This window comes from Telluria sp. GW821-FHT07G12 (assembly GCF_059418525.1).
Window position 1 is genome coordinate 209376 of the sequence record NZ_JBWKQA010000001.1, and the last position, 25933, is coordinate 235308.

Sequence of the window (25933 nt, forward strand, 5' to 3'; positions counted from 1 at the left end):
AATTCGGGCTCTGACCCCGAGTGACTAAAATGAAAAATGCCTGCGGCAGTCGGGCTGACGCAGGCATTTCATAATCAAGCCAGTTGGCTCAATGCGTAGATTACTTACGCAGACCCAGCTTGGCGATCAGATCGCGGTAACGGTTCAGGTCTTTGTTCTTCAGGTAAGCCAGCAGGCTCTTACGACGGTTGACCATCATGATCAGGCCGCGGCGCGAGTGGTGGTCCTTCTTGTGTTCCTTGAAGTGACCGTTCAGTTCGTTGATGCGTGCGGTCAGCAGTGCAACCTGGACTTCCGGGGAGCCGGTGTCTTTGTCGCCACGTGCGTTATCCGCGATGATGGCGGCTTTGTTGATGTGTTCTACGGACATGATGTTACCTTTCACATGCGGTGCAAGAGTCGGAACCCAGCGCACCGTGAATTGTTAATAAACCTGGCCTCGAAAGCCAAGACCGGGAAGTATAGGGGAAAACCTCGGGTGAAGCCAGTGTTTCGTGGACTTCGCTACAATGCATTTCATTGACATTGTTTTTTTGATACTCATGCAAACAACAAAAACCGCCCTCATCCTGGCCCTCGGCATGGCCCTCTCCGCCTGCTCCCATCTGGTGCCCAAGGGCCCTGCCCCCGGCACGCCGCTGGCCGAGGTCACGGCCAAACTCGGCAAGCCGAGCGCCGTGTACCCGGAACCGGACGGCGGCCAGGTACTCGAATACCGTGGCCAGCCGATGGGCCAGTTCCAGCACATGGCGCGCTTCAAGCCGGACGGCACGCTGATATCCTACGAACAGGTGCTGACCACCGAGAATTTCGCGCGGATCGAGGTCAACCACTGGAACCGGGACGACGTCCTGCGCAACTTCGGCCGCCCGGCCGAGGTCGTGCGCTCGCGGCTCGAGGAAGGCGAAATCTGGTCTTACCGCTACAAGGAAAAAGGCGTGTGGGATTCGCTGATGAACGTCGACTTCAACGCGCGCGGCACGGTGCTGCGGGTCTACAACAGCCCCGACCCGGTGCTCGACAGCCGCTTCAAGGCAATGTGAGGACGCGATGCCCAGCTTGAACAGAACCTGCGCGCTGGCGGTGCTGGCCTTGTCGCTGTCGGCCTGCGCCCCGCTGTTCCGCCAGCCGCCGCCCCCGGGCGCGTCGCTGGGCGAGGTCACGGCCGCACTGGGCCAGCCGGCAGCCAGCTACCCGGCCCCCGGCGGCGGCCAGATACTCGAATACCGCGGCCAGCCCATGGGCCAGTTCCAGCACATGGCACGCATCGGCCCCGACGGCCGGCTGGTCTCCTTCGAGCAGGTGCTGACCAGCGAGAATTTCGCCAAGGTGAAGATCGGCCAGTGGACCAAGGACGACATCCTGCGCAACTACGGCCGCCCGGCCGAGGTCTCGCGCGTGGCCTTCCACAATTACGAAGTCTGGTCCTACCGCTACAAGGAAGCGGGCGTGTGGAATTCGATGATGAGCGTGCACTTTGACCAGAACGGCGTCGTGCAGCAGATGCTCAACGGCCCGGACCCGATGTACGACGACCGTTTTCGGCATCGCTGACGCCGCCATTGCGGCCGCCGTCGCTGCGCACGAAGGCCTCGACCGCATCGAGGGTCGGCGCCAGGCGCTGCAAGGTGCTCGACAGCGAAGCGACCAGGGTCGCATGGCCGACGCCGTCGTAATAGATTTCCCGCACGGGCACCCCGGCATTACGCAGCCTGGCCGCAAGGCCGCCGGTATTGCGGACCGGGTTGACAAGATCGTCCTTGTTGGCGGCGATCAGCAGGGCTGGCGGCGCCGATGCACTGACGTGCGCCACTGGCTGCGAATCGGCTGGCGTGTCCGGCGCATGGAATACGGGACGCGTCGTCGGGTTCTGCACCGGCAGGAAGTCGTAGGGGCCGGCCAGGCCTATCCAGCCGCGCAGCGACGCCGGTTGCAGCCCCTGTCGGCCCAGCCAGCGTCTATCCAGCGCCACCATGGCGGCATTGTAGGCGCCGGCGCTATGCCCCATCAGGAAGACCTGGCGCGGGTTGCCGCCATATTGGCCGATGCTGCGTTCAGTCCAGGCAACAGCCTGCGCTGCATCGTCGAGAAAGTCCGGATAGCTCACTTTCGGATACAAGCGATAGTCCGGCACGACCACCACGAACCCACGGGCCGCGAGGGCGCGGCCGACGAAAGCATAGTCTTTACGGGTGCCGCTCACCCAATTGCCGCCATAGAAGAATACGATGACCGGCGCCTGGCCCGTCTCCCCTTGCGGGCGATAGATGTCGAGCAGGTGGCGCTCGCCAACGCCGTAAGGGATGCCTTGCGCCAGCTGCGTGGGGCCGTTCGGCGACACGGCGTTCACCGCCGAGAGCGGCGAACAGGCCGCCAGCGTCAGCGCGAGCAGCAGACTTGCGGCGATACATGAAACGGTCCTGGTCATCGGTTTCCACGGCTGAGATCGAAAACCCAGTATAGGGACGAGAGGCGGATCGGCGCGCGCGATTTAAGTCACTGCTAAGGAGCCGGTGAGGATGTGTGAGAAAACTCGGCGAATGGACGGCTATACTCGTCCGCATGAACCTTGCTTACAGTGCACCCACATCCGACCGTCACCTGGGCCTGCTGCTGACCGTCGTCGTGCACGTGGCGCTGGTGATCGGCTGGCAGGCGGTGCGCACCCTGCCGGCGCCCGCAAACCAGCCGGACGGCGCGCGCACCCGCATTTTCTGGGTTCCACTGCAGCTGCCCAAGCTGAAGCTGCGCGAGCCGGAGCCGCAGCGGCAGCCGGCGCCATCGGTGGAAGCCGCAGCGCCGCATCCGCATTCGGGCCCCGCTCTTTCTCTGCCGCCGCTGCCGGTCCTGACGCCCTCGCCTGCGCCCGCCGACGGCACCGCGGCCACGCCTGCCACGCCCGCAGCAAGCGCCGAGACGCCATCCGCCGCCGCGCCGCAGAAACCGAGCGCCGCGCAGATCCTGCAGCAGGCCAAGCGCGACATCGGCAGCATCGCCAAGGCCCTGCGCAAGGAGAACAACCCGTATATCGCCGCGCCGCTGGACAGCCCCGTGATACGCATGCAATACGGCATGGAGCGCGCCCACGCGATGGCTGCACCCAGGCTGTTCGAAGCGCCGAAGATTGAAGAACTGGTGAACAACACCGGCGACGGCGCGCGCCGCACGCGCGTCATCACCGGCAACGGTACCTATTGCGTCACGGACCGCGCCACCAATACCGACGTCGAGATGATCGAACACCACGGCAAGCAGCGCATCACCAACTGCCCGAAGCACGAAGACATCGCGAAGCCGCAGGTGTGGCGCACCCTGCGCGACTGAATACGCCTGCCAGCCTGAGCCTGCTTCTGATCAGGACGCCGGGTCCGCCATGACCGCCCCCGCGATCAGGCCAAACAGCCGGTCGACGCGCGCGGCGAACGGCGGCTGGTCGTTCAGCCACGCCAGGGCCGACACCAGCGCCAGCAGGTCGGTGCCGTCGATATCCTTGCGCGCCCTGCCCTCGGCCTGGGCCCGGGCCAGCAGCCGCGCGCCCGATGCTTTCAGCTGCACGCAGGAGCCGTGCAGGGCAGAATGTTCATCCTCGATGGCGGCCGTCATCGCGGCAATCACGCCGCGGTGGTCGTAGGTCAGCGCCACCATGGCGCGCAGCCAGGACACCAGCGCCTTGTCGCTCGTCTCGGACGCCTCATAGGCGGCAGCCTGCCGGGTCAGCTGGTCGAAACTTTCTCCCAACAGGGTTTCCAGCAAGGCCTCACGGGTAGGGAAATGCCGGTACAGGGTGCCGATGCCGACGCCGGCCTGGCGGGCCACGTCGCGTAATGAGGCGTTGACGCCCTGTTCCGCAATGACTTTTCGTGCAACTTCCAGCAAATGCTCGTAATTCTTTTTCGCGTCAGATCGCATACATCCACTTGACAATCGGAGCGGTGCTCCATATATTCGCCACATATCAAGCGGAGCACTGCTCCACATATTAGGAGCACTGTTCCGCTTGCGGTGAAGGATGATTCTTGATGAAGGAGCAAACGATGTCAACCACGACGATGAAAGCGATCCGCCTGCACGCATTCGGCGGCCCCGAAGTGCTGCGTTATGAAGATGCCCCGAAGCCCGTGCTGAAGCCGGGTGAGGTACTGGTCCGCGTGCATGCGGCAGGCATCAACCCGCCCGACTGGTATCTGCGCGACGGCTACAGCGCGCTGCCCGATGACTGGCGGCCGCCGGTCCCCCTGCCCGCGATTCCGGGTTCCGACATCTCCGGCGTGATCGAAGCCGTGGCCCCGGACGTCAGCGGCTTTGCCGTCGGCGATGCGGTCTTCGGCATGGTCCGCTTCCCCAGCTTCGGCGAAAGCGCCGCCTACGCCGAATATGTCGCCGCGCCGGCCACCGACCTGGCGCGCAAGCCGGACGGCATCGATCACGCGAGCGCCGCCGCGGCGCCGATGGCCCTGCTGACGGCCTGGCAGTTCCTGGTCGAACTCGGGCATGAGGAAGCGAATCCATTTCAGGCCGTGCCGCACCGGCCTGCGCCGCTCGCGGGCCGCAAAGTACTGGTGAACGGCGCGGCCGGCGGCGTCGGTCACCTGGCGGTGCAGCTCGCCAAGTGGAAAGGCGCGCACGTGATCGCGGTCGCATCGGGCGGGCACGAGGACTTCTTGCGCGGCATCGGCGCCGACGAATTCATCGACTACACGACGACGAAGCCGGAAGCGGCCGCCCACGACGTCGACGTGGTGCTGGATACCGTCGGCGGCCCCGCCACCGGCCGCTTCCTGGCAACGCTCAAGCCCGGCGGCGCCCTGTATCCGGTGTATCCGCTGGGCTTTACCGGCAGCGATGAAGCGGCGAAGGCAGGCTATACGGTATCAAGCACGCAGGTACGCTCGAACGGCGCCCAGTTGGCGCAAGCCGCACGCCTGCTCGAGGATGGAACCGTGCGGGTCGCGATCGACAGCCGCTTCCCGCTGGCCGGGGCCAGCCGCGCCCACGAGCGCGCCGCCGGCGGCCATCTGCGCGGCAAGATCGTGCTGACGGTGCGGGAGGAAGCATGAACGCCCGGCTGGCGCATGGCAGCGCAGCCTGGTTCCAGATGGCCGGCGCCCTGATGTGCGAAGCCGCCGCCGCGGCCGGGCTGCCGCCTGGCGCACGGGTCAGCCTGATCGAACGCTACATCGACGGCGCGGAATTCGCCGATGGACTGGTGCAGGGCCTGCGCTTCGACATCGAGGACGGCAAGCTTTCGTTCCGGGTCGGCGCGCGGCGCGGCGAGCGGGCCGACATCACGGTCGAGGTCACGGCGGCGGCCTCGCGCGAACTGAATTCCCTGTACAGCACCGACCCGCGCTACCGGGCCGCATCGGCCAGGCTGCTGGGCAGCGGCGCTTTACGGGTGGATGGCGACATGGCGCGCCTGGGCGCCTGGTTCGACGCGGTACACGACCTGATCGTGGACCGCACGGCTTGACTTCATATAGGAGAACAGCATGAAGCGATTCAAGAAAAGCTTGCCGGCGCGGCTAGTCCTGGCATCGGTATTCGCCGCCCTGCTCACGACCGGCGCGACGGCGGCGCCCCCACCCCAGATCCGCCTGTACACGCTCGATTGCGGACTGACCGAGTTCAAGGATGCAGACGTGTTTTCCGATACCGGCGAATACGAGGGAAAGTACCTGGCGCTGCCCACGCCCTGCTATCTGATCCAGCACGGCAAGGACTGGCTGCTGTGGGATACCGGCCTGAGCGACAAGCTCGCCGCCGAACCGCACGGCAAGGAAATATTCGGCGGACGATTTTCGGTCAAGCGCACCCTCGCAGCCCAGCTTGCGGCATTGGGATTGAAGCCGGATGACGTGCGCTATGTCGGCATCTCGCATCTTCACTTCGATCATACCGGCAACCTCGGCCTGTTTCCGAAATCGACCTTCCTGATTGCGGCCGAGGAGCTGGCTGCGGCGCGCGCGAAAAAGCCGCCTTTCGGCGTCGACGCCGCCTCGATCGCACCGCTGGAGAAAGCCAAAATCCAGACCTTCGAACTGGACCACGACGTGTTCGGCGACGGCACGGTCAGGATGCTCAAGACGCCCGGCCACACCGCCGGCCACCGCTCGCTGATCGTGAAGCTGCCGAAGTCCGGCGTCCTGCTGATCACGGGGGACCTGTACCACACGCGCCAGAACTACGAGAAGGGCCTGGTCCCGCGCATCAACCAGCGCGCCGACACGCTGGCGTCCATGGGCAGGTTCGCGAAGATCAGGGCGGCGACGAATGCGCGCGTGATCATCCAGCACGCGCCGGAAGACTTTGCCGCCATGCCGGCCTTTCCCAACTACCTGGAATGAGGCCGGCCGCGCCGCGGATCAGCGCCGCTCGCTCGGATCGAGCGGTTCTTCCGCGGTCTGCACGATGCTGACCGGCTTGCCCTTGGCGAAGCGGTACACATACACCGCATAGCCCGACAGGCCGTACAGCACGAACAGCGGCCACAGCACCTTCGGCGGATCGATCGCCAGCAGGGCGAAGAACAGCGCGATCAGGAACACCACGATGAAGGGCACCGACTTGCGGAAGTTGACGTCCTTGAAGCTGTAGAAGGGCACGTTGGTGACCATCGTGATGCCGGCGAACAGGGCCAGGCCCCACGAGATCCAGTCGACGCTGCGCGCGCTGACGTTGATGTCCGGGTCGGTCATCATCATCACGAAGCCGACCACCAGCGCCGCCGCGGCCGGGCTGGGCAGGCCCTGGAAGAAGCGCTTGTCGACGACTTCGATGTTGGTGTTGAAGCGCGCAAGGCGCAGTGCGGCGCCGGCGCAGTAGACGAAGGCGGCAATCCAGCCCAGCTTGCCCAGGCCGCGCAGCGACCATTCGTAGATCACCAGCGCCGGCGCGGCGCCGAAGGACACCATGTCGGACAGCGAGTCGTACTGGGCGCCGAACTCGGACTGGGTGTTGGTCAGGCGCGCCACGCGGCCGTCCAGGCCGTCGAGGACCATGGCGATGAACACGGCCCAGCAGGCGTGGTCGAAGCGCTGGTTCATCGCCATCACGATGGCGTAGAAGCCGCCGAACAGGGCGGCGGTGGTGAAGGCGTTCGGCAGCAGGTAGATGCCGCGGCGCGGACGGCCGGCAACGTCGGCTTTTCGAGGGGCACGGCTGAAGCGGCTGAAGCGGCCGAAGCGGCCCGTCTTGGGCGCGCCGTTTTTTCTGCGGCGTGGGAATGTTGGCATAAGTATTGTTATTCGGAAACTGCGCACGCGGGCGCGGATGACGCCATTATATGGCCGCGCCCTGCAGTTAGCGAACCGATACTGTTAGCGGAATTTCACTTTCCCAACCAGGCGCATCTCCAGCCGGGTTTCGCCGGGTTCGAAGCTCGGTTCCGGCGTCTCGGCCATGTCCGCGCGCTTGCCGCGCATCATCGCCATCGGCGCGGCAGCGACTTCGCCCTGCCCGCCCGCGTAATGGCCGCTGCCTTCGAAGTCGACGGTATCGATCACGGCATCGTTCACATTGCGTCCCATCGCGCGCGCGATCGAAGCGATGCGCTCGTTCAGGTTGCGGTAGGTGGCGGCAATGCGCTCGTCGTCCAGCTTCTTCGTCAGCTCCGGGCTGAGGTGGTAATCGATGCCGGTAATGCCCAGGACCTTCTGGGCCGCGGCGGCGGTCGCAGGCAGCTTGTCGAGATTGCGCGTCTTGACTTCCAGGTACTGGCCGACACGCCAGCCGATCGGGATGCGGCGCGCGGCCTGGGTGGCCAGCGGGCGCTGCGGATTGTCCGGCACTTCCGGGTACACCGGGTAGCTGTAGTAGTTGACGGTCTTCAGTTCCGCCCGCGGGTCTTCGCGGCGGACGATGTCGGTGCCCTGCTTCATCTTCTGGTTCACGCGCGCCTGCGCGGCGGCGCGGTCCTTGTCCTGCTCTTCGACCGAGAAGGTGACCGTGGCTTCGTCATTGGCGTGCTTCACTTCGCCGTAGGCCGGGACGATGATCAGGGTGCCGCTGGTTGTAGCTGCTGCTGCAGTCGCCGGAGCGGTCTGCGCTTGAGCGTTCAGTGCCAGTGCGAGGCTGGCGGCGAGGATCAGGCGGGATGGGCGCATTGTTGTTCTCCTGTTGGGTTGCAGGCAGAACGATAGCGCTTTTCAGGAAGACGGAGGGGGGATGTAATGGAAAGTTGCAATCGGTTGCAATCGAATGCAACTTTCCCTGGCAAGCGGATTAGTTCTTCGACTGATCCACCAGCTTGTTCTTCGCAATCCAAGGCATCATCGCGCGCAGCTTCTCGCCGACCTGCTCGATCTGGTGCTCGGCGTTCAGGCGGCGGCGCGAGATCAGGGTCGGGGCGCCGGCTTTATTCTCCAAGATGAACGACTTGGCGTATTCACCGGTCTGGATGTCCTTCAAGCACTGGCGCATCGCGTTCTTGGTGTCTTCGGTCACGATGCGCGGGCCGGTCACGTACTCGCCGTATTCCGCGTTGTTCGAGATCGAGTAGTTCATGTTGGCGATGCCGCCTTCGTAGATCAGGTCGACGATCAGCTTCAGCTCGTGCAGGCACTCGAAGTAGGCCATCTCCGGCGCGTAGCCGGCTTCGGTCAGGGTCTCGAAACCGGCCTTGATCAGCTCGACGGCGCCGCCGCACAGCACGGCCTGCTCGCCGAACAGGTCGGTCTCGGTCTCTTCGCGGAAGTTGGTCTCGATGATGCCGGCCTTGCCGCCGCCGTTGGCCATCGCATACGACAGCGCGATGTCGCGCGCCGCGCCGGTCTTGTCCTGGTAGACGGCGACCAGGTGCGGCACGCCACCGCCCTGCTTGTAGGTGTTGCGCACGGTGTGGCCCGGGGCCTTCGGTGCGACCATGATGACGTCGAGGTCGGCGCGCGGCACGACCTGGCCGTAGTGGACGTTGAAGCCGTGGGCGAAGGCCAGCACCGCGCCCTGCTTGATGTTCGGTTCGACGTTGTTCTTGTAGACCTCGGCGATGTTCTCGTCCGGCAGCAGGATCATGACGACGTCGGCCGACTTGACTGCCTCGTTGACTTCAGCGACCTTGATGCCGGCCTGCTCGACCTTGCCCCAGGAGGCGCCGCCGCGGCGCAGGCCGACGGTGACGTTGACGCCCGATTCGGTCAGGTTCTGCGCGTGCGCATGGCCTTGCGAGCCGTAGCCGATGATGGCGACGTTCTTGCCTTTGATGAGGGAGAGGTCGCAGTCTTTGTCGTAGAAAACTTTCATTTTATATCCTGTGTTTTGGTGTATTGGTGTGTGGTACGTGGGCTCGGGGAGCCCACCCTACCGTAGGGCGGGCACCCCGTGCCCGCGCCTCTACGTTCAAACTTTCAATATGCGCTCGCCGCGGCCGATGCCGGAACCGCCGGTACGCACCGTCTCGAGAATCGAAGCCCGATCGATCGCATCGATGAAGGCGTCCAATTTGGATTTCGCGCCGGTCAGCTCGATCGTGTAGGTCTTCTCGGTCACGTCGATGACGCGGCCGCGGAAGATGTCGGCGGTGCGCTTCATCTCTTCGCGCTCCTTGCCGACCGCCCTCACCTTGATCAGCATGAGCTCGCGCTCGATGTGCTGGCCTTCGGTCAGGTCGACCACCTTCACGACTTCGATCAGCCGGTTCAGGTGCTTGGTGATCTGCTCGATGATGTCGTCGGAGCCGGTGGTGACGATGGTCATGCGCGACAGCGTCGGATCCTCGGTCGGCGCCACGGTGAGCGTCTCGATGTTGTAGCCGCGCGCGGAGAACAGGCCGACCACGCGCGACAGGGCGCCCGCTTCGTTCTCGAGCAGGACGGAAATAATGTGGCGCATTACAGGTCCTCCGAGCTCAGCAGCATCTCCGACAAGCCCTTGCCCGTCTTGACCATCGGCCAGACGTTCTCGCTGCGGTCGGTGATGAAGTTCATGAACACCAGGCGGTCCTTCATGGCGAAGGCATCGCGCAGCGCGCCCTCGACGTCGCCCGGCTTTTCGATGCGCATGCCGACGTGGCCATAGGCCTCGGCCAGCTTCTCGAAATCGGGCAGCGCATCCATGTACGACTCGGCATAGCGCGAGTTGTAGTCGAGCTCCTGCCACTGGCGCACCATGCCCAGGAAGCGGTTGTTCAGGAGGATGATCTTCGGCGTCAGGTGGTACTGCTTGCAGGTCGCCAGCTCCTGGATGTTCATCTGGATCGAGCCCTCGCCCGTGACGCAGGCCACGGTAGCGCCGGGGTTCGCCATCTGCACGCCCATGGCGTACGGCAGGCCCACGCCCATCGTGCCCAGGCCGCCCGAATTGATCCAGCGGCGCGGCTGGTTGAACGGGTAGTACTGCGCGGCCCACATCTGGTGCTGGCCGACGTCGGAGGTGACGAAGGCGTCGCCGCCGGTGACCTGCCACAGGGCTTCGACCACCGATTGCGGCTTGATGACTTCATCGGAGGGCGCGTACTTCAGGCATTCGCGCGAACGCCATTCGCCGATCTGCTGCCACCACTTCTGCAGCGCCGGCTCGTTCGGCCGGCCCGCGCCCGGGGTCTGCTCGGCCGCGTCCAGCTGGGACAGCAGCTCGACCAGCACGTCCTTGACGTTGCCGACGATGGGGATGTCGACCTTCACCCGCTTCGAGATCGACGACGGGTCGATGTCGATGTGGATGATCTTGCGCGGGTGGCTGGCGAAGTGCTTCGGGTTGCCGATCACGCGGTCGTCGAAGCGGGCGCCGATCGCGACCAGGACGTCGCAATGCTGCATCGCCATGTTCGCTTCGTAGGTGCCGTGCATGCCAGGCATGCCGACGAAGTGGCCGCTGGAGGCGCGGTAGGCGCCCAGGCCCATCAGCGTGTTGGTGACCGGGTAGCCGAGCTTGTCGACCAGTCGGTTCAGTTCGTTCGAGGCATTCGCCAGGATCACGCCGCCGCCCGTGTAGATCATCGGGCGCTCGGCCGCCAGCAGCAATTGCACGGCCTTGCGGATCTGGCCCGCATGGCCCTTGTCGACCGGCTTGTACGAGCGCATCTCGATTTCGCGCGGGTAGTCGTACAGGGCCTTCTGCATGCTGACGTCCTTCGGGATATCGACCAGCACCGGGCCCGGACGGCCGGTACGTGCGATATAGAAGGCTTTCTTGATCGTCGCGGCGACGTCGCGCACGTCCTTGACGAGGAAGTTGTGCTTCACCACCGGCCGCGTGATGCCGACGGTATCGCATTCCTGGAACGCGTCCTGGCCGATCGCGTGGGTCGGCACCTGGCCCGAAATCACCACCATCGGAATCGAATCCATGTAGGCGGTGGAGAGGCCGGTGACGGCATTGGTGACGCCCGGACCGGACGTGACGAGGGCCACGCCGACCTGGTTCGAGCTGCGCGAATAGGCGTCGGCCGCATGGATGGCCGCCTGCTCGTGGCGTACCAGGATGTGCTGGAATTTGTCCTGCTTGAAGATGGCGTCGTAGATATAGAGGACCGCACCGCCTGGATAGCCGAAGACGTGTTTCACGCCCTCCTCGGCCAGGCAACGGACCAGTATCTCAGCGCCCGTGATGGGAACTGTCGTGTCGTGACTCATTACGTTTTCCTTTCAAGACCCATAGGGAGATTGATCGGATGCTCGTTCCTGACGAGATACGTGTCACGCAACAGTGCTCAGGCTTCCCTTCTTCCTGCGGTCACGTCGATCTTTCGGCTGCCGGCAGGCAGCGTACGAACCGGCGCTGGGCGCAAACTCGTTTGGCGTGAGTTTCTGTGTGCGGAATGCGTGTCTCTCGCGCTTTTGGCGCGGGTTGGAGCAAACTGCCTACATGTGAAAGCGCGTCATTCCTGGACCGGCGGGGTATGCCGCTCCGGACGACCTTGGGCTTCGGGGTTGCAAAGCGTTCTATACCTTACTGCGTTGCACCATTTAGGTCAAGTACAAATATGGAAATGACCAAAATGGTGCGAGAACCCTACTCATGCGCTGCCGTTCATGGCGAACTCGCGGCAGCCCGGACGCTGCCGCAGCAAGTCGGCATACGCCTTCAAGGCCGGGTAATCGGGCCGCGCCATCGGCGTCATCAGCCAGCGGTTGAGCGACAGGCCCAGCATGATGTCGGCCAGCGAGAACGCCGCGCCGGCCGCATACGCGCCGGTCTTCGCCAGCTGGCCTTCGAGGATGCCCATGTGCCGGTTCCACTGTGCGATGCTGGCCTCGACCTGGGCCGGGTCGGTGTGCGCCGGGCTGTTGCGCACCAGGGCCATGAAGGCATAGCGCCAGGCGTTGTTGAGATCGGTCGCCTGCCAGTCCATCCACTGCTCGACGCGGGCGCGGGCGGCCGGGCCGGCCGGCAGCAAGGCGGCGTCCGCACCGTAGCGTGCCGCCAGGTAGCGGCAGATCGTGTTCGACTCCCACAGCACCACATCGCCATCGACGAGCACCGGCACCATGGCGTTCGGGTTCATCGCCAGGAAGGCCGGCTGCTGCGTCGACTGGAAACCCGAACCCCAGTCTTCGCGGACAAAAGGCAGGTCCAGCTCGGCGCAGGTCCACAAGACCTTGCGGACATTAATGGAACTTGCCTTCCCCAGGATACGCAGCATGGACGCCCTTTCGCTATGGTTATTCGAATAATCATAGTCGAGCCGGACACGGCGTGCCTGTTTTCAGTGCGCTCAGCCGTTATTTTTGCTAGGATTCGGGGGTTTTGCTACCCTTCATCGCATGGCCACTGACAAAGAACTAAACGACTTCCTCGAGAGTGTGGAGCGGCGCGCCTTCAAGCAGGCCGCGTACGCGGTCCGCAAGGACGAGGCAGCGCTGGACATCGTTCAGGACGCCATGATCAAGCTGGCCGAGAAATACGGCGACAAGCCCATGGCCGAACTGCCGATGCTGTTCCAGCGCATCCTGCAGAACACCATCCTCGATTATTTCCGGCGCGAGAAGGTCCGCAATACCTGGGTCAGCCTCTTCGGCAGCCTGGGAAGGCGCGATGAAGACGACGAGGACTTTGATATACTCGGCTCCTATGAGGCCGAGGAAGGAACGGCCGCCGCCGAGTCGAGCGCAGACCAGGTCGAACGCGCCGAAACCTTGCGCCTGATCGATGAAGAGATACAAAAGCTACCGGCGCGTCAACGGGAAGCCTTCCTCATGCGTTACTGGCAGGACATGGACGTGGCCGAAACGGCCCAAGCGATGGGATGCTCCGAGGGCAGTGTAAAAACGCATTGTTCTCGCGCTACGCATTCCCTGCAAAAAGCCCTGGAGGCCAAGGGAATTAAATTATGAATACCGACGACATCAACCTGGCGTACAAGGTCCGCCACGCCCTGAACGAGAACCTCGATGCCCTGCCGGCCTCGACCACCGACCGGCTGGCCGCCGCGCGCGCCCTCGCGCTGTCGCGCAAGAAGGCCGACGTGCCCCGAAAGCATGCGGGCTTCGATGTCCGTTCGCTGTTCGAGATGCAGTGGATGCGCGGCCTTGCCGTGGCCGCGCCGCTGCTGGCGATGGTCATCGGCCTGGCCGGCGTCTACCAGACCGAACGCGAGCAGCGCTCGGCCGAGCTGGCCGACCTGGACGCCGCCGTGCTGTCGGACGACCTCCCGCTCACCGCCTACACCGACCACGGCTTCAATGCCTACCTGGCCCAGCAACAGCAGCAAGCCCCGCAACGCGCTCAGTAAGGCCCAGCTTTGATGACGGCAAACAAGGGTAAAGTCGCTGCCGCCGGCGCCGCAGCCGCATTGGCCGGCATCGTACTGCTGTTCAGCCAGCAGCACGACCGCATCGCCATGCCGGATGCGAACAGCACCACTCCCGCCGCCGATACCGCGCCGCATGCCGGCGCCCACGGTACGGCGCCCGCGCACAAGGGCGGCGACAAACCGCTGTGGCGTTCCCTGACCCCGGGCCAGCAGCTGGCCCTGCAGCCCCTGCAGGCGGAGTGGGACCAGCTGGACGGCGTGCGCAAGCAGAAATGGCTGCAACTGGCGAACCGCTTCGCCGCGCTGAAACCGGAAGAACAGCAACGCGTGCAGGAGCGCATGCGCGAATGGGCAAAGCTGAGCCCGGCGCAGCGCGAGCTGGCGCGCGAAACCTATGCGCGGACGCGCAAGATCGCTCCCGAGCAGAAGAGCGCGAGCTGGGAAAGCTACCAGCAACTGCCGGAAGAGGAGAAGAAGCAGCTGGCTGCTTCCGTGGCCGGCCGCAAGAAGACCTCCGTGGTGCCGAGCCAGGCCAGCGGCAAGGTCGTGGCGCCGCTCGGCCAGGGCGCGACCTCCTGCCCGGCCGGCACCGTGAAGAACAGCGTCTCCGCCACCCCGCCCTGCGTGGCCATCCCGAGCACCCCGCAGCAGCCGGCGCCCGCCGTACCGGCGCCGCAGCCCGCCCAGCCCGCCCAGCCGAAACCGTCCGAACAGGAAAAACCGGTGCCGGCCAACTGGGGCATCAGTCCGAACAACGCCTGAGTTTTCGAGTTCTTACATGAGCGATACACCCAGCATCAAACGCCGCCTGATCGTCATGGTCTACGAGACCTTTCTCCTTCTGGCCGTCGAGATGCTGGCGGTAGCGCTCTACCTGCTGGTCACGCGCAACAGCCACGCGCCGCTGGCCGGCTACGGCCTCAAGGTCTTCCTGTTCCTCGTTACCGGCGCCTACTTCGTCTGGAGCTGGACCAACAGCGGCCACACGCTGGCGATGAAGACCTGGCGCCTGTGCCTCACGGACGGCCATCGGGGCCGCATCTCCGTCAAAACCGCGGCCCTGCGCTACCTGCTGGCCTGGGGCTGGTTCCTGCCGGCGCTGATCGCCTGCGGCCTGCTCGGACTGACGGGCAAGGCCGCGGTGTCGATCGCGATCGCCGTCGGCGTGGCCGCCTGGGCCCTCACCGCCTTCCTCGACAAGGACCGCCAGTTCCTGCACGACCGCCTGGCGGGCACCCGCCTGGTGCAGCTGCCCAAGGCCGCCGCCGCTACTGCGCCAGCAGCTTCCTGATCTGACCTCCTTCGCTAGCGGCCGGCGCCGATGACCGCGTCGGCAAAGGCGCGCGGCGCTTCCTGCGGCGGCTTGCGGGCTGCGGCGGGACCATTGTCGGCAAAGGCCGGGATGGCGCGCAGACGGCCGACGATATCGGCGATGGCCGGCCAGCGCGCCAGCGCCAGCCCTGCCCGCTCGGCGTTGACGGCCTGGGGGAACAGGAAGACATCGCCCAGGCTGGGCGCATCGCCGCAGCTCAGCAGGCCCCTGCCTCGCCGCGCCAGCAATGTTTCGAGCGCATCCATCCCCTCCGCGATCCAGTGCCGCTTCCAGGCATCGATCACATCCGTATCGAGGCCGTGCACGCTGCGTAGCAGACCTGCAACGCGCGGCGTCACCAGCGGATGGATCTCGGCGGCGATAGCCAGCGCGATCGCCCTCGCCCGGGCCCGCGCCGCGGCTTCGCGCGGCAGCAGCGGTGGTTCAGGGAAGCGTTCGTCGAGGTACTCGACGATGGCCAGCGACTGGGTCAGCAGCTCGCCCGTATCGAGCAACAGGGCCGGCACCAGGCCTTGCGGGTTGACGGACAGGTAGCCGGCGCTGCGGTTCTCGGCATGTGCGCCGAGGATGGCAACCGGCACGCGTTCCACCGCCACGTTCTTCAGGGCCAGTGCAATTCGGACCCGGGATGCCGCCGATGAGACCTCGTTGTCGTAGAACTTCATGCTTCCCCTCCGTTATTTATTACAGAAATCGTTATTGCGATAAGTAATTAAATCGAAGTCTAGCACTGGTTTCCGGCACTATCAAGTGCGATAACGATTATTTCGATAATTATTTTACAGGGTGGCGGCAGACCAGTGCGACAGGCTGTACAAGGCTGCCGGGTCGGGCGATCAACGTGCCTGCAAGGCCGCGATGGTAAAGCTGGCCGTGGCGCCCAACTGTGCGGCGCTGGCGCCGGCCTTGGCGCTGATGCGCATGCCGCGGATTGCCGTGTGAATGAAGTGGGCGGCAGCGTCCGGGTCGACGTCCTCGGCCAGTTCACCCTGCTCTCTCGCGCGCGCCAGGACTTCGGCAAAGATTTCTTCCGTCATCTGCTGGCTGCGCTCGATGCTTGCGTACACCTCGGGATCGCCCTTGCCGAACTCCGCGACCGCATTCACCGACAGGCAGCCCCGCTCGCGCTGGCAGGCGTCGCTGCGCGCCACCCCCTGCAGGAAATCGCCGAGCGCCCCCAGCGCCGACGGTCCGGCGGAAAGGCGCCGGCGTAAAGCGTCACGCCCGGTATCGGTGTAGTGGGCCAACGCAGCCAGGTAGAGCTGCTTCTTGTCGCCGAAGGTGTCGTACATGCTCTGGCGCCCGATCTTCATCGCCGACAGCAGATCGTCCAGCGACGTCGCTTCATAGCCCTGGTTCCAGAAGACCTCCATTGCCGCTTCCAGCGCCTGGGCCGGATCGAATACCTTGGTGCGCGCCATGCCGCTTCTCCTTGCCGAAATTATTCTTGACTAGTCAGTCCAGATTGAAAGTATAATCGATTCGCACTTCCTGCGGAAGCTTTGCGCCGATCGGCTCGCCGGTCGTTTTTTTGATCCAATATTTGACTGATTAGTCCAGAAAGGCTCCCCATGAACACCCTCACCGGTTCCCTCAGCGGAAAGACCGCCCTCGTCACCGGCGGTTCGCGTGGTATCGGCGCCGCCATCGTGCGCCGCCTGGCCGCCGACGGCGCTACCGTCGCTTTCACCTATGCCAGCTCGCCGGAGCGAGCGCGTGCGCTGGAAGCGGAAGTCGAGGCGGCCGGCGGCCGCGCCCTGGCGATCCAGGCCGACAGCGCCGACCCTGCCGCCGTCGAGCGCAGCGTGTCCGAGACTGTGCAGGCCTTCGGCCGTATCGACATCCTCGTCAATAACGCCGGCATCCTGGTGCACAAGCCGCTGGCCGACACCGTGCTCGACGACTTCGAACGCATCATGGCGGTGAACGTGCGCGCCCAGTTCGTCGCGATCCAGGCGGTGCAAAGGCAGATGGGAGAAGGCGGCCGCATCGTCAACATCGGCAGCATGGTGGCCGACCGTGCCGGCGGGCCCGACCTGACCTTGTATGCGATGAGCAAGGGGGCGGTGGCGGCCCTGACGCGCGGCCTGGCGCGCGACCTCGGCCCGCGCGGCATCACGGTGAACAACGTGCAGCCGGGACCGACCGAAACGGAAATCGTCAGCGACGAAGCAGTGCGCGCCGCGCTGCGCACCATGATCCCGATCGGGCGCATGGGCCGCGACAGCGAGATCGCCGGCCTGGTCGCCTGGCTGGCGGGACCGGAATCGGCCTACGTCAACGGTGCTTCGCTCACCATCGACGGCGGCTTCGTGGCCTGACTAGAAGGGCGCGCTCAGAACTTTTCGACGTCGCGCAGGAAGCGCCACTGCCCCAGCGGCAGGCTGCTCAGGGCCACGCGGCCGATGCGCAGCCGGCGCAGGCCCGTAACCTTCAGGCCGACACTGACGCACAGCGCTTCGATCTGGCCCGGCACGATGCCCTTGCCGGCGAAGCGCAGGCGCGCCTCGCTCTGCCAGCTGGCCTTGATCGGCGCATTCGGCTTGCCGCCGGCGTTCAGGCGCTTGAGACCATCCTCGGCGATGGCGCCGGTGACCTCGGCCACGTATTCCTGCTCGATGCGGTCGCTGTCCTGCCCCAGTTTGCGGACGATGCGCCAGTCCTGGCTGAACACCACCAGGCCGCTGGCCAGGGCTTCCAGCGGCATCGCCGGCGTCAGCCTGGTCAGGTGACGCTTCAGCGCGCGCTCGCCCTCGTATGCCGGGAACAGGCCGTCCAGCTGCAGCGAGTCGAGCGCCGCCTTGCCGTGCAGGCCGGCCGGCTTGTGCAGCAGGATGGTGACCGGCGCCGGCTCTTCCGCCGTTGCACCCGGCAGCAGCTCGACGCGCTGCGCCGGCGTCACGCGGGTGGCCGGTTCGTCGACCACTTCACCGTCGACGCTGACCCAGCCGCCGACAATGTAGCGCTCGGCGTCGGCGCGCGAACACGCCACGGTTTCGGCCACGCGTTTGGCCAGGCGGATACCGTCGTCGCTCACTTGAAGAAGTCCTTGAATGCGGCAATGGTGGTCTGCACGTCCTGCTTGCTGACGTCCAGGTGGGTCACCAGGCGCGTGTGCGTGCCGATCGAAGCGCGGATGCCTTTATTCGCCAGATGCTCGCGTAGCGCCGGGACGGCCGCTTCGGGGATCTCGACGTAGAAGATGTTAGTCTGCGGCGTGGTGACCTTGAGCTGCTCGATCTGCGCCAGGCCGCTCGAGAGATCGGCGGCGTTCTGGTGGTCCTCGGCCAGGCGCTCGACGTTGTTCTCCAGCGCGTACTGGGCCGCCGCGGCGATCACGCCGGCCTGGCGCATGCCGCCACCCAGCATCTTGCGCCAGCGCTTGCCCTGCTCGATGAAGGCCTTGGGGCCCAGCAGCACGGAACCGACCGGCGCGCCCAGGCCTTTCGACAGGCAGACCGAGACGGTGTCGAAGCCTTGTACCGCCGCGCGCAGACTGATGCCATTCTTGACGGCGGCGTTGCAGACGCGCGCGCCGTCGAGGTGGGTCGCCAGGCCCTTGTCGTGCGCCAGCCTGGTCGCAGCCAGCACGTACTCCTGCGGCAGCACGCGGCCGCCGATGGTGTTCTCGAGCGCCAGCAGGCGCGTGCGCGCGAAGTGCATGTCGTCCGGCTTGATGTAGGCCGCGATATCGCTCAAGGCGATGCTGCCGTCCGCCTGGTTGGCGATCGGTTGCGGCTGGATGCTGCCCAGCACCGCGGCGCCGCCGCCTTCGTATTTGTAGGTGTGCGCTTCCTGGCCGACCAGGTATTCGTCGCCGCGGCCGCAATGGCCCATCAGCGCGATCAGGTTGGTCTGGGTGCCCGATGGTGCGAACATGCCGGCCTCGAAGCCGAACAGCTCGGCCGCGAAGTCCTGCAGGCGGTTGACGGTCGGGTCGTCGCCATACACGTCGTCGCCGACCGGGGCTGCGGCCATGGCGGCGCGCATCTCGCTAGAGGGTTGGGTGACGGTGTCGCTGCGCAGGTCGATCCAGTGTTGTTCGCTCATGGTTCTCTATCGGTCAGTCGGTCGTGGTCGTGTAGAAGCGCTGGGCCATCTCTTCCAGGCCCACTTCGGCCAGCACCTGCTGCAGGCGCTCGGCGGGCCGCTTGCGCGGCAGATTCTTATAGGTGGCGACGATCAGCTCGTTCTTCATCGAGTGCTCCCAGCCCACCAGTTCCGTCACCGTCACCTGGTAGCCGTGCGCCTCCAGCTGCAGGCAGCGCAGCACGTTGGTGATCTGGCTGCCGAATTCGCGGGTGTGGATGGGGTGGCGCCAGATCTCGGTCAGCGCGCTGCGGCCCAGGTCCTTGCCCTTGTTCTTGCGCAGCACCGAGGCCACCTCGGCCTGGCAGCAGGGCACCAGCACGATGTGCTTCGCCTTCTTCTTCAGCGCGAAGTCGATCGCGTCGTCGGTGGCGGTGTTACAGGCGTGCAGCGCGGTGACGACGTCGATGGCCGGCGGCAGCTTGCCCGATTCGGTGGATTCCGCCACCGACAGGTTCAGGAAGGACATGCCCTCGAAGCCCAGGCGCGCCGCCAGCTCCGTCGATTTCTGCACCAGTTCTTCGCGGGTCTCGATGCCGTAGATATGACCGCCCTCGCCCGCCGCCTTACCCTTGAACAGCAGGTCGTAGAGGATGAAGCCGAGGTAGGACTTGCCGGCGCCATGGTCGACCAGGGTCACGCCCTGCTTCTGCTCTCCCTGCTGCGCCAGCACGTCGGCGACCAGCGGCTCGATGAACTGGACCAGGTGGTAGACCTGCTTGAGCTTGCGGCGGCTGTCCTGGTTCAGTTTGCCGTCGCGGGTGAGGATGTGCAGCTCCTTGAGCAGCTCGATCGACTGCCCGGGCTTCACCTCGGGGAGCAGTTCGTAGACGGTCGGCGCCGGCTTCTTCGCGGCGTTATCTTTTTTAACTAGCTTCATCTATCCAGGCCGTTTGTATGGCTTCCAGCACGCGCTCGCCGCCGCGGGCGCGGTCGTCGTCGAAGCCGTCGAGCTCGACGACCCAGTTATGCAGGTCCACGAAGCGCACCCTTGTGGGGTCGACATCCGGATACTTCTCGACCAACGCTTCGGCGATGGCGGTGACGTCGGTCCACTTCATGGCGCGCTCCTCGATCGTAGATCAGTGGTTCTCTGCGGCGTGGTTGATCGTGTATTTCGGGATCTCGACCACCAGGTCTTCATCCGCGATGATGGCCTGGCAGGACAGGCGCGAGTTCGGCTCCAGGCCCCAGGCCTTGTCCAGCATGTCCTCTTCCTTCTCTTCCTGCTCGTTCAGCGAGTCGAAGCCTTCGCGCACGATCACGTGGCAGGTCGTGCAGGCACATACGCGGTCGCAGGCGTGCTCGATCTCGATGTCGTTTTCCAGCAGGGTGTCGCAGATCGACTTGCCGGTCTGACCATCGAGCACGGCGCCTTCGGGGCAGAAGACGGGATGGGGGAGGATGACGATTTGTGGCACTTCTTTACCTCGTTTATATTATTTAGACCTGATCCAGCGATTTGCCGGCCAATACCTTGCGCACGCTCTTGTCCATGCGCCGCGCCGCGAATTCCTCGGTGCCGTGGGCCAGCGCCTGCACCGCATCGTGCAGCTTGTTCTGGCGCTCGTCGATGTTGACGGCGTCGTCGTTCGAGCGGGCCAGCGCGTCGCGCACGCCCTGCTCCAGCGTGGCGACCGCCGCGCGTTCTTCATCGCTCAGCAGCTCGGCGTCGGTGTCGAGTGCCGACTGCGTGGCCAGCAGGATGCGCTCGGCCTCGACCTGTTCTTCGCGCAGCGCGCGGGCGACCATGTCGACCTGGGCCGAGTTGTAGGAGTCCTGCAGCATGCGCGCGACTTCGTCGTCTCCCAGGCCGTAGGACGGCTTGACGGTGATCGAGGCTTCCACGCCCGAACGCGTCTCGCGCGCCGACACCGCCAGCAGGCCGTCCGCATCGACCTGGTAGGTCACGCGGATGCGCGCCGCGCCGGCCGCCATCGGCGGGATGCCGCGCAATTCGAAGCGCGCCAGCGAACGGCAGTCGGAGACCAGCTCGCGCTCACCCTGCACCACGTGCACCGCCAGCGCGGTCTGGCCGTCCTTGAAGGTCGTGAACTCCTGCGCACGCGCGCACGGAATGGTCGAGTTGCGCGGGATGATCTTCTCGACCAGGCCGCCCATGGTCTCGATGCCCAGCGACAGCGGGGTCACGTCCAGCAGCAGCCAGTCGTCGCCGGCCGCGCGGTTACCGGCCAGCAGGTTCGCCTGGATCGCGGCGCCCAGCGCCACCACCTTGTCCGGGTCGATGTTCGCGTGCGGGATGGTCTTGAAGTAGTCGCCCACCGCGCGGCGGATGTTCGGCATGCGCGTCGCGCCGCCGACCAGCACCACGCCGTCGACGTCTTCCACGCTCACGTTCGCATCGCGCATGGCCTTGCGGACGGCGTTCATGGTTTTCGCGACCAGCGGCTGGGTGATCTCGGCGAAGGTCTTCGCACTGACGGTCACCTGCACGATCTCGCCCGACTTCAGGAGCGCATCGACGGTCGTTTCTTCGTTGGTCGACAGCAGTTCCTTGGCCTGGCGCGCCTTGACCATCAGCGTGGCCGTGTCTTCGTCCGACAGCGGCGCGAGGCCGGCCTGCTGGGTGATGTGGCAGAACAGGCGCTGGTCGAAGTCGTCACCGCCCAGGGCCGAATCGCCGCCGGTCGACAGCACTTCGAACACGCCTTTGGACAGCTTGAGGATCGAGATATCGAAGGTACCGCCGCCGAGGTCATACACGGCGTAGACGCCTTCCTTGCCATGGTCGAGGCCATAGGCGATGGCGGCCGCGGTCGGCTCGGACAGCAGGCGCAGCACGTTCAGGCCGGCCAGCTGGGCCGCGTCCTTGGTCGCCTGGCGCTGGGCGTCGTCGAAGTAGGCGGGCACGGTGATCACGGCGCCGACCAGTTCGTCGCCGAGGGCGTCTTCGGCGGTCTGGCGCAGCGTGGCCAGGATCTGGGCCGAGACTTCGACCGGGCTTTTCACGCCGGCGACGGTCTTGACCTGAACCATGCCCGGGGCATCGACGAAGTCATACGGCATGTTCTCGGCGTGCGCGATGTCCTTCAGGCCACGGCCCATGAAGCGCTTGACGGAGACGATGGTGTTCTTCGGATCGGTGGTGCGGTGGGCTTGCGCCTTGTAGCCGATGTTGGCGTGGCCATTCGGCAGGTAGCGCACGATCGATGGCAGCAGCGCGCGGCCGTCTTCGTCGCTCAGCACTTCGGGAATGCTGGAGCGGACGGTCGCGACGAGGGAATTGGTGGTGCCCAGGTCGATACCCACCGCCAGCCGGTGCTGGTGCGGCGCGGTCGACATGCCGGGTTCGGAAATCTGCAGTAGTGCCATGGTCGTGTTACCTGATCGTTTTGTTTTTCTTGGAATTGCGCCGGCGTGGGCACGGGGTGCCCACCCTACCGCAAACGTCGCGGGTCGTAGGGTGGGCACACCGTGCCCACGTCATGATTCGAGCGCTTCGAACGCGTAGTGCAGCTCGTCCGCGAATTTATCGAGGAACATCAGCGCCCGCACGCCCTGCGCCGCCTGGGTGTAATCGCCGGCGTCGAGCAGCTTGCCGACCTGCGCCAGCCGGCTTTTTTTCTCGCTGCGGATCTGGGCGTCCAGCCCGTCAAGCGCCTCGGCGTCCTTGGAGGCGCGAGCATCGCCGAGCGCCTCGCGCATTTCCATCTGCTGCATCAGGAAGTCCATCGGCATGGCCGTGTTGGACTCGGTCTGCAGGTCGACGCCGTTCAGCTCGCACAGGTAGCGCGCGCGCAGCATCGGGTTGCGCAGGGTCTTGTAAGCCTCGTTGGCACGGGTCGCCCACTGCATCGCGACGCGCTTCTCGGCGTCGCTGGCGTTGACGAAGCGGTCCGGATGCACGCGGCCCTGGACTTCGCGGTAGGCCGAATCCAGCGCGTCCTGGTCGACGTCGAACCTGGCCGGGAGTTGGAACAGCTCGAAGTGGTTCTGCATCGTGCGTCTTAAATGCGGAAGGATTCGCCGCAGCCGCAGTTGTCCTTGACGTTCGGATTGTTGAAGCGGAAGCCTTCGTTCAGGCCTTCGCGTGCGAAGTCCAGTTCGGTGCCGTCGATGTAGGCCAGGCTCTTCGGATCGACGAAGACCTTCACGCCGTGCGACTCGAAGACATTGTCTTCAGCGGCCGGCTCGTCGACGTATTCCAGCTTGTAGGCCAGGCCGGAGCAGCCGGTCGTGCGCACACCGAAACGCAAGCCGACACCCTTGCCCCGGCGTTCGAGGTAACGGGTGATGTGACGCGCGGCTTTTTCGGTCAGGGTGATTGCCATCTCTTGATTCTCCAGCTTGATTCAGTTGCTTGCTACGTGGGCTCGGGGAGCCCACCCTACGTCATCGTTGTGCATTGTAGGGTGGGCACCCCGTGCCCACGCGGTCCCGCAAATTACGCGGCTTTTTCTTCGGCTGCGTGCTTGTGCTTGTAGTCGGCCACGGCGGCCTTGATCGCGTCCTCTGCCAGGATCGAGCAGTGGATCTTCACCGGCGGCAGCGCCAGTTCTTCTGCGATCTGGGTGTTCTTGATGGACAGCGCTTCGTCCAGCGACTTGCCCTTCACCCATTCGGTCACCAGCGAGCTCGAAGCGATCGCCGAGCCGCAGCCGTAGGTCTTGAATTTCGCGTCTTCGATCACGCCGGCTTCGTTCACCTTGATCTGCAGCTTCATCACGTCGCCGCAGGCCGGGGCGCCGACCATGCCGGTGCCGACGTCGTCGGAATTCTTGTCGAACGAGCCGACGTTGCGCGGGTTTTCGTAGTGGTCGAGGACTTTGTCGGAATATGCCATGTCAGTGCTCCTTGAATTCGTAAATTAGTGGGCGGCCCATTGGATCGTGCTCAGGTCGATGCCATCCTTGTGCATCTCCCACAGCGGCGACAGTTCGCGCAGCTTGCCGACTTTTTCCTTCAGCAGCTTGATGGCGAAGTCGATGTCTTCTTCGGTCGTAAAACGGCCGATCGTGAAGCGGATCGAGCTGTGCGCCAGTTCGTCGCTGCGGCCCAGGGCGCGCAGCACGTAGGACGGTTCCAGCGAGGCCGAGGTGCAGGCCGAGCCCGACGACACCGCCAGGTCCTTGACCGCCATGATCAGCGATTCGCCTTCGACGAAATTGAAGGACACGTTCAGGTTGTGCGGCACGCGGTGTTCCATGTCGCCGTTGATGTAGACCTCTTCGATCTCCATCAGGCCCTTGGCCAGGCGGTCGCGTAGCGCCTTGATGCGTGCAAGCTCGGTGTCCATCTCTTCCTTGGCGATGCGGAAGGCTTCGCCCATGCCGACGATCTGGTGCGGCGCCAGCGTGCCCGAACGCAGGCCGCGCTCGTGGCCGCCGCCGTGCATCTGCGCTTCCAGGCGCACGCGCGGCTTGCGGCGCACGTACAGCGCGCCGATGCCTTTCGGGCCATAGGTCTTGTGCGCGCTGAAGCTCATCAGGTCGACCTTCAGCTCTTCCAGGTTGATCTCGACCTTGCCGGTGGCTTGCGCCGCGTCGCTGTGGAAGATGATGCCCTTCTTGCGGCACAGTTCGCCGATTTCCTTGATCGGCTGGATCACGCCGATCTCGTTATTCACCAGCATGACGGAAACGATGATGGTGTCCGGACGAATCGCCGCTTCCAGCTGTTCGACCGATACCAGGCCATTGTCCTGCGGCTCCAGGTAGGTCGCCTCGAAGCCGACGCGTTCCAGTTCGCGCACGGTATCCAGCACGGCCTTGTGCTCGGTCTTGACCGTGATGATGTGCTTGCCCTTCGACTTGTAGAAGTGAGCGGCGCCCTTCAGGGCTAGGTTGTTCGATTCGGTCGCGCCCGAGGTCCAGATGATCTCGCGCGGATCGGCGCCGACCAGGGCGGCGACATTGGCGCGCGCTTCCTCGACGGCCGCTTCGGCGCTCCAGCCATAGGCGTGGCTGCGCGATGCCGGATTGCCGAACTGCTCGCGCAGGAACGGGATCATCGCATCGGCGACGCGCGGATCGATCGGCGTGGTGGCCGAGTAGTCCATGTAGATCGGGAAGTGCGGTGCAGTCTGGAAGCTCTGCTCGATTTTTTTGTCCAGGGGCGCGTTCATCAGTTCACTCCAATATGCTTTGCTTCAGTATTTTCCGAAGGAGCGTGGCGGTGCATGACCACCACGTTCTGTTCCTTCTGCTCTTTCTGTTTCTGCTGCTCGACCAGGTCATGCAGGGTGACCGAATCGAGGTAATCGACCATCTTCGCGTTCAGCGTGGCCCACAGCTCGTGGGTCATGCAGCGGGTGCCGCTGGCGGCATCGGCGCCGTGGCAGTTTTCCTTGCCGCCGCACTGGGTGGCGTCGAGCGGTTCGTCGACGGCGATGATGATGTCGGCGACGGTCACCTTGTCGGCGGTTCGCGCCAGACTGTAGCCGCCGCCCGGGCCACGCACCGACTCGACGATCTCGTGCCGGCGCAGCTTGCCGAACAGCTGTTCCAGATAGGACAGCGAAATGGCCTGGCGCTGGCTGATGCCCGACAGCGTGACGGGACCATTGCCCTGACGCAGGGCAAGATCGATCATCGCAGTAACAGCAAAACGGCCTTTGGTGGTCAGACGCATCACAACCCCGGGTAGGTATCCAAACAGTGTTAAAATCTTGCTTCTCTTCAACGTCCTCAAGTGCATTTCCTGCATTAGCAAGAATAAAAACCTGATTAGTTGATTGATTTAGTCAAGTATAGCGCATTCGGCGGGGTTTGTCTTGGAGGCCCCAAAACCGGCCAGCCCCTTAATTCGGGGCTAATTCGGGGTCAGAGCACTTTTTCTGGCAATAGTCTCTGTGTAACTTCTGT

Annotated in this window: 33 protein-coding genes; 11 read left to right on the forward strand and 22 right to left on the reverse strand. The window is 64.8% G+C overall.

The annotated features are described in order from the left end of the window. Positions 1-100: 100 nt before the first annotated feature. Entirely contained in the window at positions 101-370 is a 270-nt protein-coding gene (rpsO, locus tag AC07PE_RS01005) for a 30S ribosomal protein S15 (RefSeq protein ID WP_047826294.1), read from the reverse strand. 172 nt (positions 371-542) lie between these two features. On the opposite strand from rpsO, the gene AC07PE_RS01010 reads away from it, so the two are divergent. Both AC07PE_RS01010 and AC07PE_RS01015 read left to right on the forward strand, forming a co-directional pair. Continuing rightward, the gene (locus AC07PE_RS01010; RefSeq protein ID WP_498760790.1) at positions 543-1043 is read left to right on the forward strand and encodes a hypothetical protein; all 501 of its coding nucleotides are present in this window, start codon (positions 543-545) and stop codon (positions 1041-1043) included. Between the two features lie 7 nt (positions 1044-1050). Continuing rightward, positions 1051-1554: a hypothetical protein gene (locus AC07PE_RS01015; protein ID WP_498760791.1), complete on the forward strand. Its 504-nt coding sequence runs from the start codon at positions 1051-1053 to the stop codon at positions 1552-1554. Here AC07PE_RS01015 and AC07PE_RS01020 read toward each other — a convergent pair. Then, positions 1508-2428: an alpha/beta hydrolase gene (locus tag AC07PE_RS01020; RefSeq protein ID WP_498760792.1), complete on the reverse strand. Its 921-nt coding sequence runs from the start codon at positions 2426-2428 to the stop codon at positions 1508-1510. The two genes, AC07PE_RS01015 and AC07PE_RS01020, sit on opposite strands and share 47 nt — an antisense overlap. A 134-nt stretch (positions 2429-2562) precedes the next feature. On the opposite strand from AC07PE_RS01020, the gene AC07PE_RS01025 reads away from it, so the two are divergent. Continuing rightward, the gene (locus tag AC07PE_RS01025) at positions 2563-3324 is read left to right on the forward strand and encodes a hypothetical protein (protein WP_498760793.1); all 762 of its coding nucleotides are present in this window, start codon (positions 2563-2565) and stop codon (positions 3322-3324) included. Between the two features lie 30 nt (positions 3325-3354). Here the strand turns inward: AC07PE_RS01025 and AC07PE_RS01030 are convergent, their stop codons facing one another. Beyond that, entirely contained in the window at positions 3355-3909 is a 555-nt protein-coding gene (locus tag AC07PE_RS01030) for a TetR/AcrR family transcriptional regulator (RefSeq protein WP_498760794.1), read from the reverse strand. Positions 3910-4034: 125 nt separating this feature from the next. On the opposite strand from AC07PE_RS01030, the gene AC07PE_RS01035 reads away from it, so the two are divergent. The 3 genes from AC07PE_RS01035 to AC07PE_RS01045 are packed head-to-tail and all read left to right on the forward strand — an operon-like array spanning position 4035 to position 6344. Further along, positions 4035-5057: an NADP-dependent oxidoreductase gene (locus tag AC07PE_RS01035; protein WP_498760795.1), complete on the forward strand. Its 1023-nt coding sequence runs from the start codon at positions 4035-4037 to the stop codon at positions 5055-5057. Further along, positions 5054-5470: a hypothetical protein gene (locus tag AC07PE_RS01040; protein ID WP_498760796.1), complete on the forward strand. Its 417-nt coding sequence runs from the start codon at positions 5054-5056 to the stop codon at positions 5468-5470. The genes AC07PE_RS01035 and AC07PE_RS01040 overlap by 4 nt, the downstream gene beginning before the upstream one ends. 19 nt (positions 5471-5489) lie before the next feature. Next, a complete protein-coding gene (locus AC07PE_RS01045) occupies positions 5490-6344 on the forward strand; it encodes an N-acyl homoserine lactonase family protein (RefSeq protein ID WP_498760797.1) in 855 nt (284 codons plus the stop codon). Between the two features lie 18 nt (positions 6345-6362). Here AC07PE_RS01045 and pssA read toward each other — a convergent pair whose 3' ends face one another. From pssA to AC07PE_RS01075, 6 genes are all read right to left on the reverse strand, one after another. Next, complete coding sequence (gene pssA / locus AC07PE_RS01050; RefSeq protein WP_498760798.1) at positions 6363-7232, reverse strand: CDP-diacylglycerol--serine O-phosphatidyltransferase; 870 nt, start codon at positions 7230-7232, stop codon at positions 6363-6365. Between the two features lie 84 nt (positions 7233-7316). Beyond that, complete coding sequence (locus tag AC07PE_RS01055) at positions 7317-8102, reverse strand: SIMPL domain-containing protein (RefSeq protein WP_498760799.1); 786 nt, start codon at positions 8100-8102, stop codon at positions 7317-7319. Between the two features lie 118 nt (positions 8103-8220). Beyond that, the gene (gene ilvC / locus AC07PE_RS01060) at positions 8221-9237 is read right to left on the reverse strand and encodes a ketol-acid reductoisomerase (protein WP_498760800.1); all 1017 of its coding nucleotides are present in this window, start codon (positions 9235-9237) and stop codon (positions 8221-8223) included. Positions 9238-9333: 96 nt separating this feature from the next. Next, positions 9334-9825 (reverse strand): acetolactate synthase small subunit, encoded by a 492-nt coding sequence (gene ilvN, locus AC07PE_RS01065; RefSeq protein ID WP_230029864.1) that lies wholly within the window; start codon positions 9823-9825, stop codon positions 9334-9336. After that, positions 9825-11567, reverse strand: coding sequence for an acetolactate synthase 3 catalytic subunit (locus tag AC07PE_RS01070; protein WP_498760801.1), 1743 nt, complete (start codon positions 11565-11567; stop codon positions 9825-9827). Before AC07PE_RS01070 ends, ilvN begins: the two co-directional genes overlap by 1 nt. Positions 11568-11950: 383 nt before the next feature. After that, positions 11951-12577 (reverse strand): glutathione S-transferase family protein, encoded by a 627-nt coding sequence (locus AC07PE_RS01075; RefSeq protein WP_498760802.1) that lies wholly within the window; start codon positions 12575-12577, stop codon positions 11951-11953. A gap of 121 nt (positions 12578-12698) precedes the next feature. Between AC07PE_RS01075 and AC07PE_RS01080 the strand changes: the two genes are divergently transcribed. From AC07PE_RS01080 to AC07PE_RS01095, 4 genes are read left to right on the forward strand one after another with little or no spacing between them, the layout of a single operon-like run. Next, a complete protein-coding gene (locus tag AC07PE_RS01080; RefSeq protein WP_498760803.1) occupies positions 12699-13268 on the forward strand; it encodes an RNA polymerase sigma factor in 570 nt (189 codons plus the stop codon). Further along, positions 13265-13666, forward strand: a complete 402-nt coding sequence (locus tag AC07PE_RS01085) for a DUF3619 family protein (protein ID WP_498760804.1) — start codon at positions 13265-13267, stop codon at positions 13664-13666. Before AC07PE_RS01080 ends, AC07PE_RS01085 begins: the two co-directional genes overlap by 4 nt. 12 nt (positions 13667-13678) lie before the next feature. Further along, positions 13679-14449: a DUF3106 domain-containing protein gene (locus AC07PE_RS01090; RefSeq protein ID WP_498760805.1), complete on the forward strand. Its 771-nt coding sequence runs from the start codon at positions 13679-13681 to the stop codon at positions 14447-14449. Between the two features lie 16 nt (positions 14450-14465). Beyond that, complete coding sequence (locus tag AC07PE_RS01095) at positions 14466-14978, forward strand: RDD family protein (protein ID WP_498760806.1); 513 nt, start codon at positions 14466-14468, stop codon at positions 14976-14978. A 14-nt stretch (positions 14979-14992) separates the two neighbouring features. Here AC07PE_RS01095 and maiA read toward each other — a convergent pair whose 3' ends face one another. Both maiA and AC07PE_RS01105 read right to left on the reverse strand, forming a co-directional pair. Further along, positions 14993-15685, reverse strand: a complete 693-nt coding sequence (gene maiA, locus AC07PE_RS01100; protein ID WP_498760807.1) for a maleylacetoacetate isomerase — start codon at positions 15683-15685, stop codon at positions 14993-14995. 171 nt (positions 15686-15856) lie between these two features. Then, the gene (locus AC07PE_RS01105; protein ID WP_498760808.1) at positions 15857-16441 is read right to left on the reverse strand and encodes a TetR/AcrR family transcriptional regulator; all 585 of its coding nucleotides are present in this window, start codon (positions 16439-16441) and stop codon (positions 15857-15859) included. Between the two features lie 150 nt (positions 16442-16591). Between AC07PE_RS01105 and AC07PE_RS01110 the strand changes: the two genes are divergently transcribed. Further along, positions 16592-17341 carry a 3-oxoacyl-ACP reductase family protein gene (locus AC07PE_RS01110; RefSeq protein WP_498760809.1) on the forward strand — a complete coding sequence of 250 codons (750 nt, stop codon included), beginning with the start codon at positions 16592-16594 and terminating at the stop codon, positions 17339-17341. Between the two features lie 14 nt (positions 17342-17355). Here the strand turns inward: AC07PE_RS01110 and AC07PE_RS01115 are convergent, their stop codons facing one another. The 11 genes from AC07PE_RS01115 to iscR all read right to left on the reverse strand — a co-directional run bounded on the left by AC07PE_RS01115 (position 17356) and on the right by iscR (position 25700). Then, positions 17356-18057, reverse strand: a complete 702-nt coding sequence (locus AC07PE_RS01115; RefSeq protein WP_498760810.1) for an RNA pseudouridine synthase — start codon at positions 18055-18057, stop codon at positions 17356-17358. Next, positions 18054-19070, reverse strand: a complete 1017-nt coding sequence (gene ltaE, locus AC07PE_RS01120) for a low-specificity L-threonine aldolase (RefSeq protein WP_498760811.1) — start codon at positions 19068-19070, stop codon at positions 18054-18056. The genes AC07PE_RS01115 and ltaE overlap by 4 nt, the downstream gene beginning before the upstream one ends. Before the next feature lie 13 nt (positions 19071-19083). Continuing rightward, positions 19084-19989 (reverse strand): class I SAM-dependent methyltransferase, encoded by a 906-nt coding sequence (locus AC07PE_RS01125; protein WP_498760812.1) that lies wholly within the window; start codon positions 19987-19989, stop codon positions 19084-19086. After that, positions 19976-20170 carry a Fe-S cluster assembly protein IscX gene (iscX, locus tag AC07PE_RS01130; protein ID WP_498760813.1) on the reverse strand — a complete coding sequence of 65 codons (195 nt, stop codon included), beginning with the start codon at positions 20168-20170 and terminating at the stop codon, positions 19976-19978. The genes AC07PE_RS01125 and iscX overlap by 14 nt, the downstream gene beginning before the upstream one ends. 21 nt (positions 20171-20191) lie before the next feature. Next, positions 20192-20530 carry an ISC system 2Fe-2S type ferredoxin gene (gene fdx / locus AC07PE_RS01135; protein ID WP_230029368.1) on the reverse strand — a complete coding sequence of 113 codons (339 nt, stop codon included), beginning with the start codon at positions 20528-20530 and terminating at the stop codon, positions 20192-20194. A gap of 22 nt (positions 20531-20552) precedes the next feature. Beyond that, positions 20553-22442 (reverse strand): Fe-S protein assembly chaperone HscA, encoded by a 1890-nt coding sequence (hscA, locus tag AC07PE_RS01140; protein WP_498760814.1) that lies wholly within the window; start codon positions 22440-22442, stop codon positions 20553-20555. A gap of 111 nt (positions 22443-22553) precedes the next feature. Continuing rightward, the gene (hscB, locus tag AC07PE_RS01145) at positions 22554-23069 is read right to left on the reverse strand and encodes a Fe-S protein assembly co-chaperone HscB (protein ID WP_498760815.1); all 516 of its coding nucleotides are present in this window, start codon (positions 23067-23069) and stop codon (positions 22554-22556) included. A gap of 8 nt (positions 23070-23077) precedes the next feature. Further along, entirely contained in the window at positions 23078-23401 is a 324-nt protein-coding gene (gene iscA, locus AC07PE_RS01150; RefSeq protein ID WP_498760816.1) for an iron-sulfur cluster assembly protein IscA, read from the reverse strand. A 113-nt stretch (positions 23402-23514) separates the two neighbouring features. Next, positions 23515-23913, reverse strand: a complete 399-nt coding sequence (gene iscU, locus AC07PE_RS01155; protein ID WP_036168742.1) for a Fe-S cluster assembly scaffold IscU — start codon at positions 23911-23913, stop codon at positions 23515-23517. A gap of 24 nt (positions 23914-23937) precedes the next feature. Further along, positions 23938-25194 (reverse strand): IscS subfamily cysteine desulfurase, encoded by a 1257-nt coding sequence (locus AC07PE_RS01160; RefSeq protein WP_498760817.1) that lies wholly within the window; start codon positions 25192-25194, stop codon positions 23938-23940. Beyond that, complete coding sequence (gene iscR, locus AC07PE_RS01165; protein ID WP_498760818.1) at positions 25194-25700, reverse strand: Fe-S cluster assembly transcriptional regulator IscR; 507 nt, start codon at positions 25698-25700, stop codon at positions 25194-25196. The genes AC07PE_RS01160 and iscR overlap by 1 nt, the downstream gene beginning before the upstream one ends. Positions 25701-25933 lie beyond the last annotated feature (233 nt).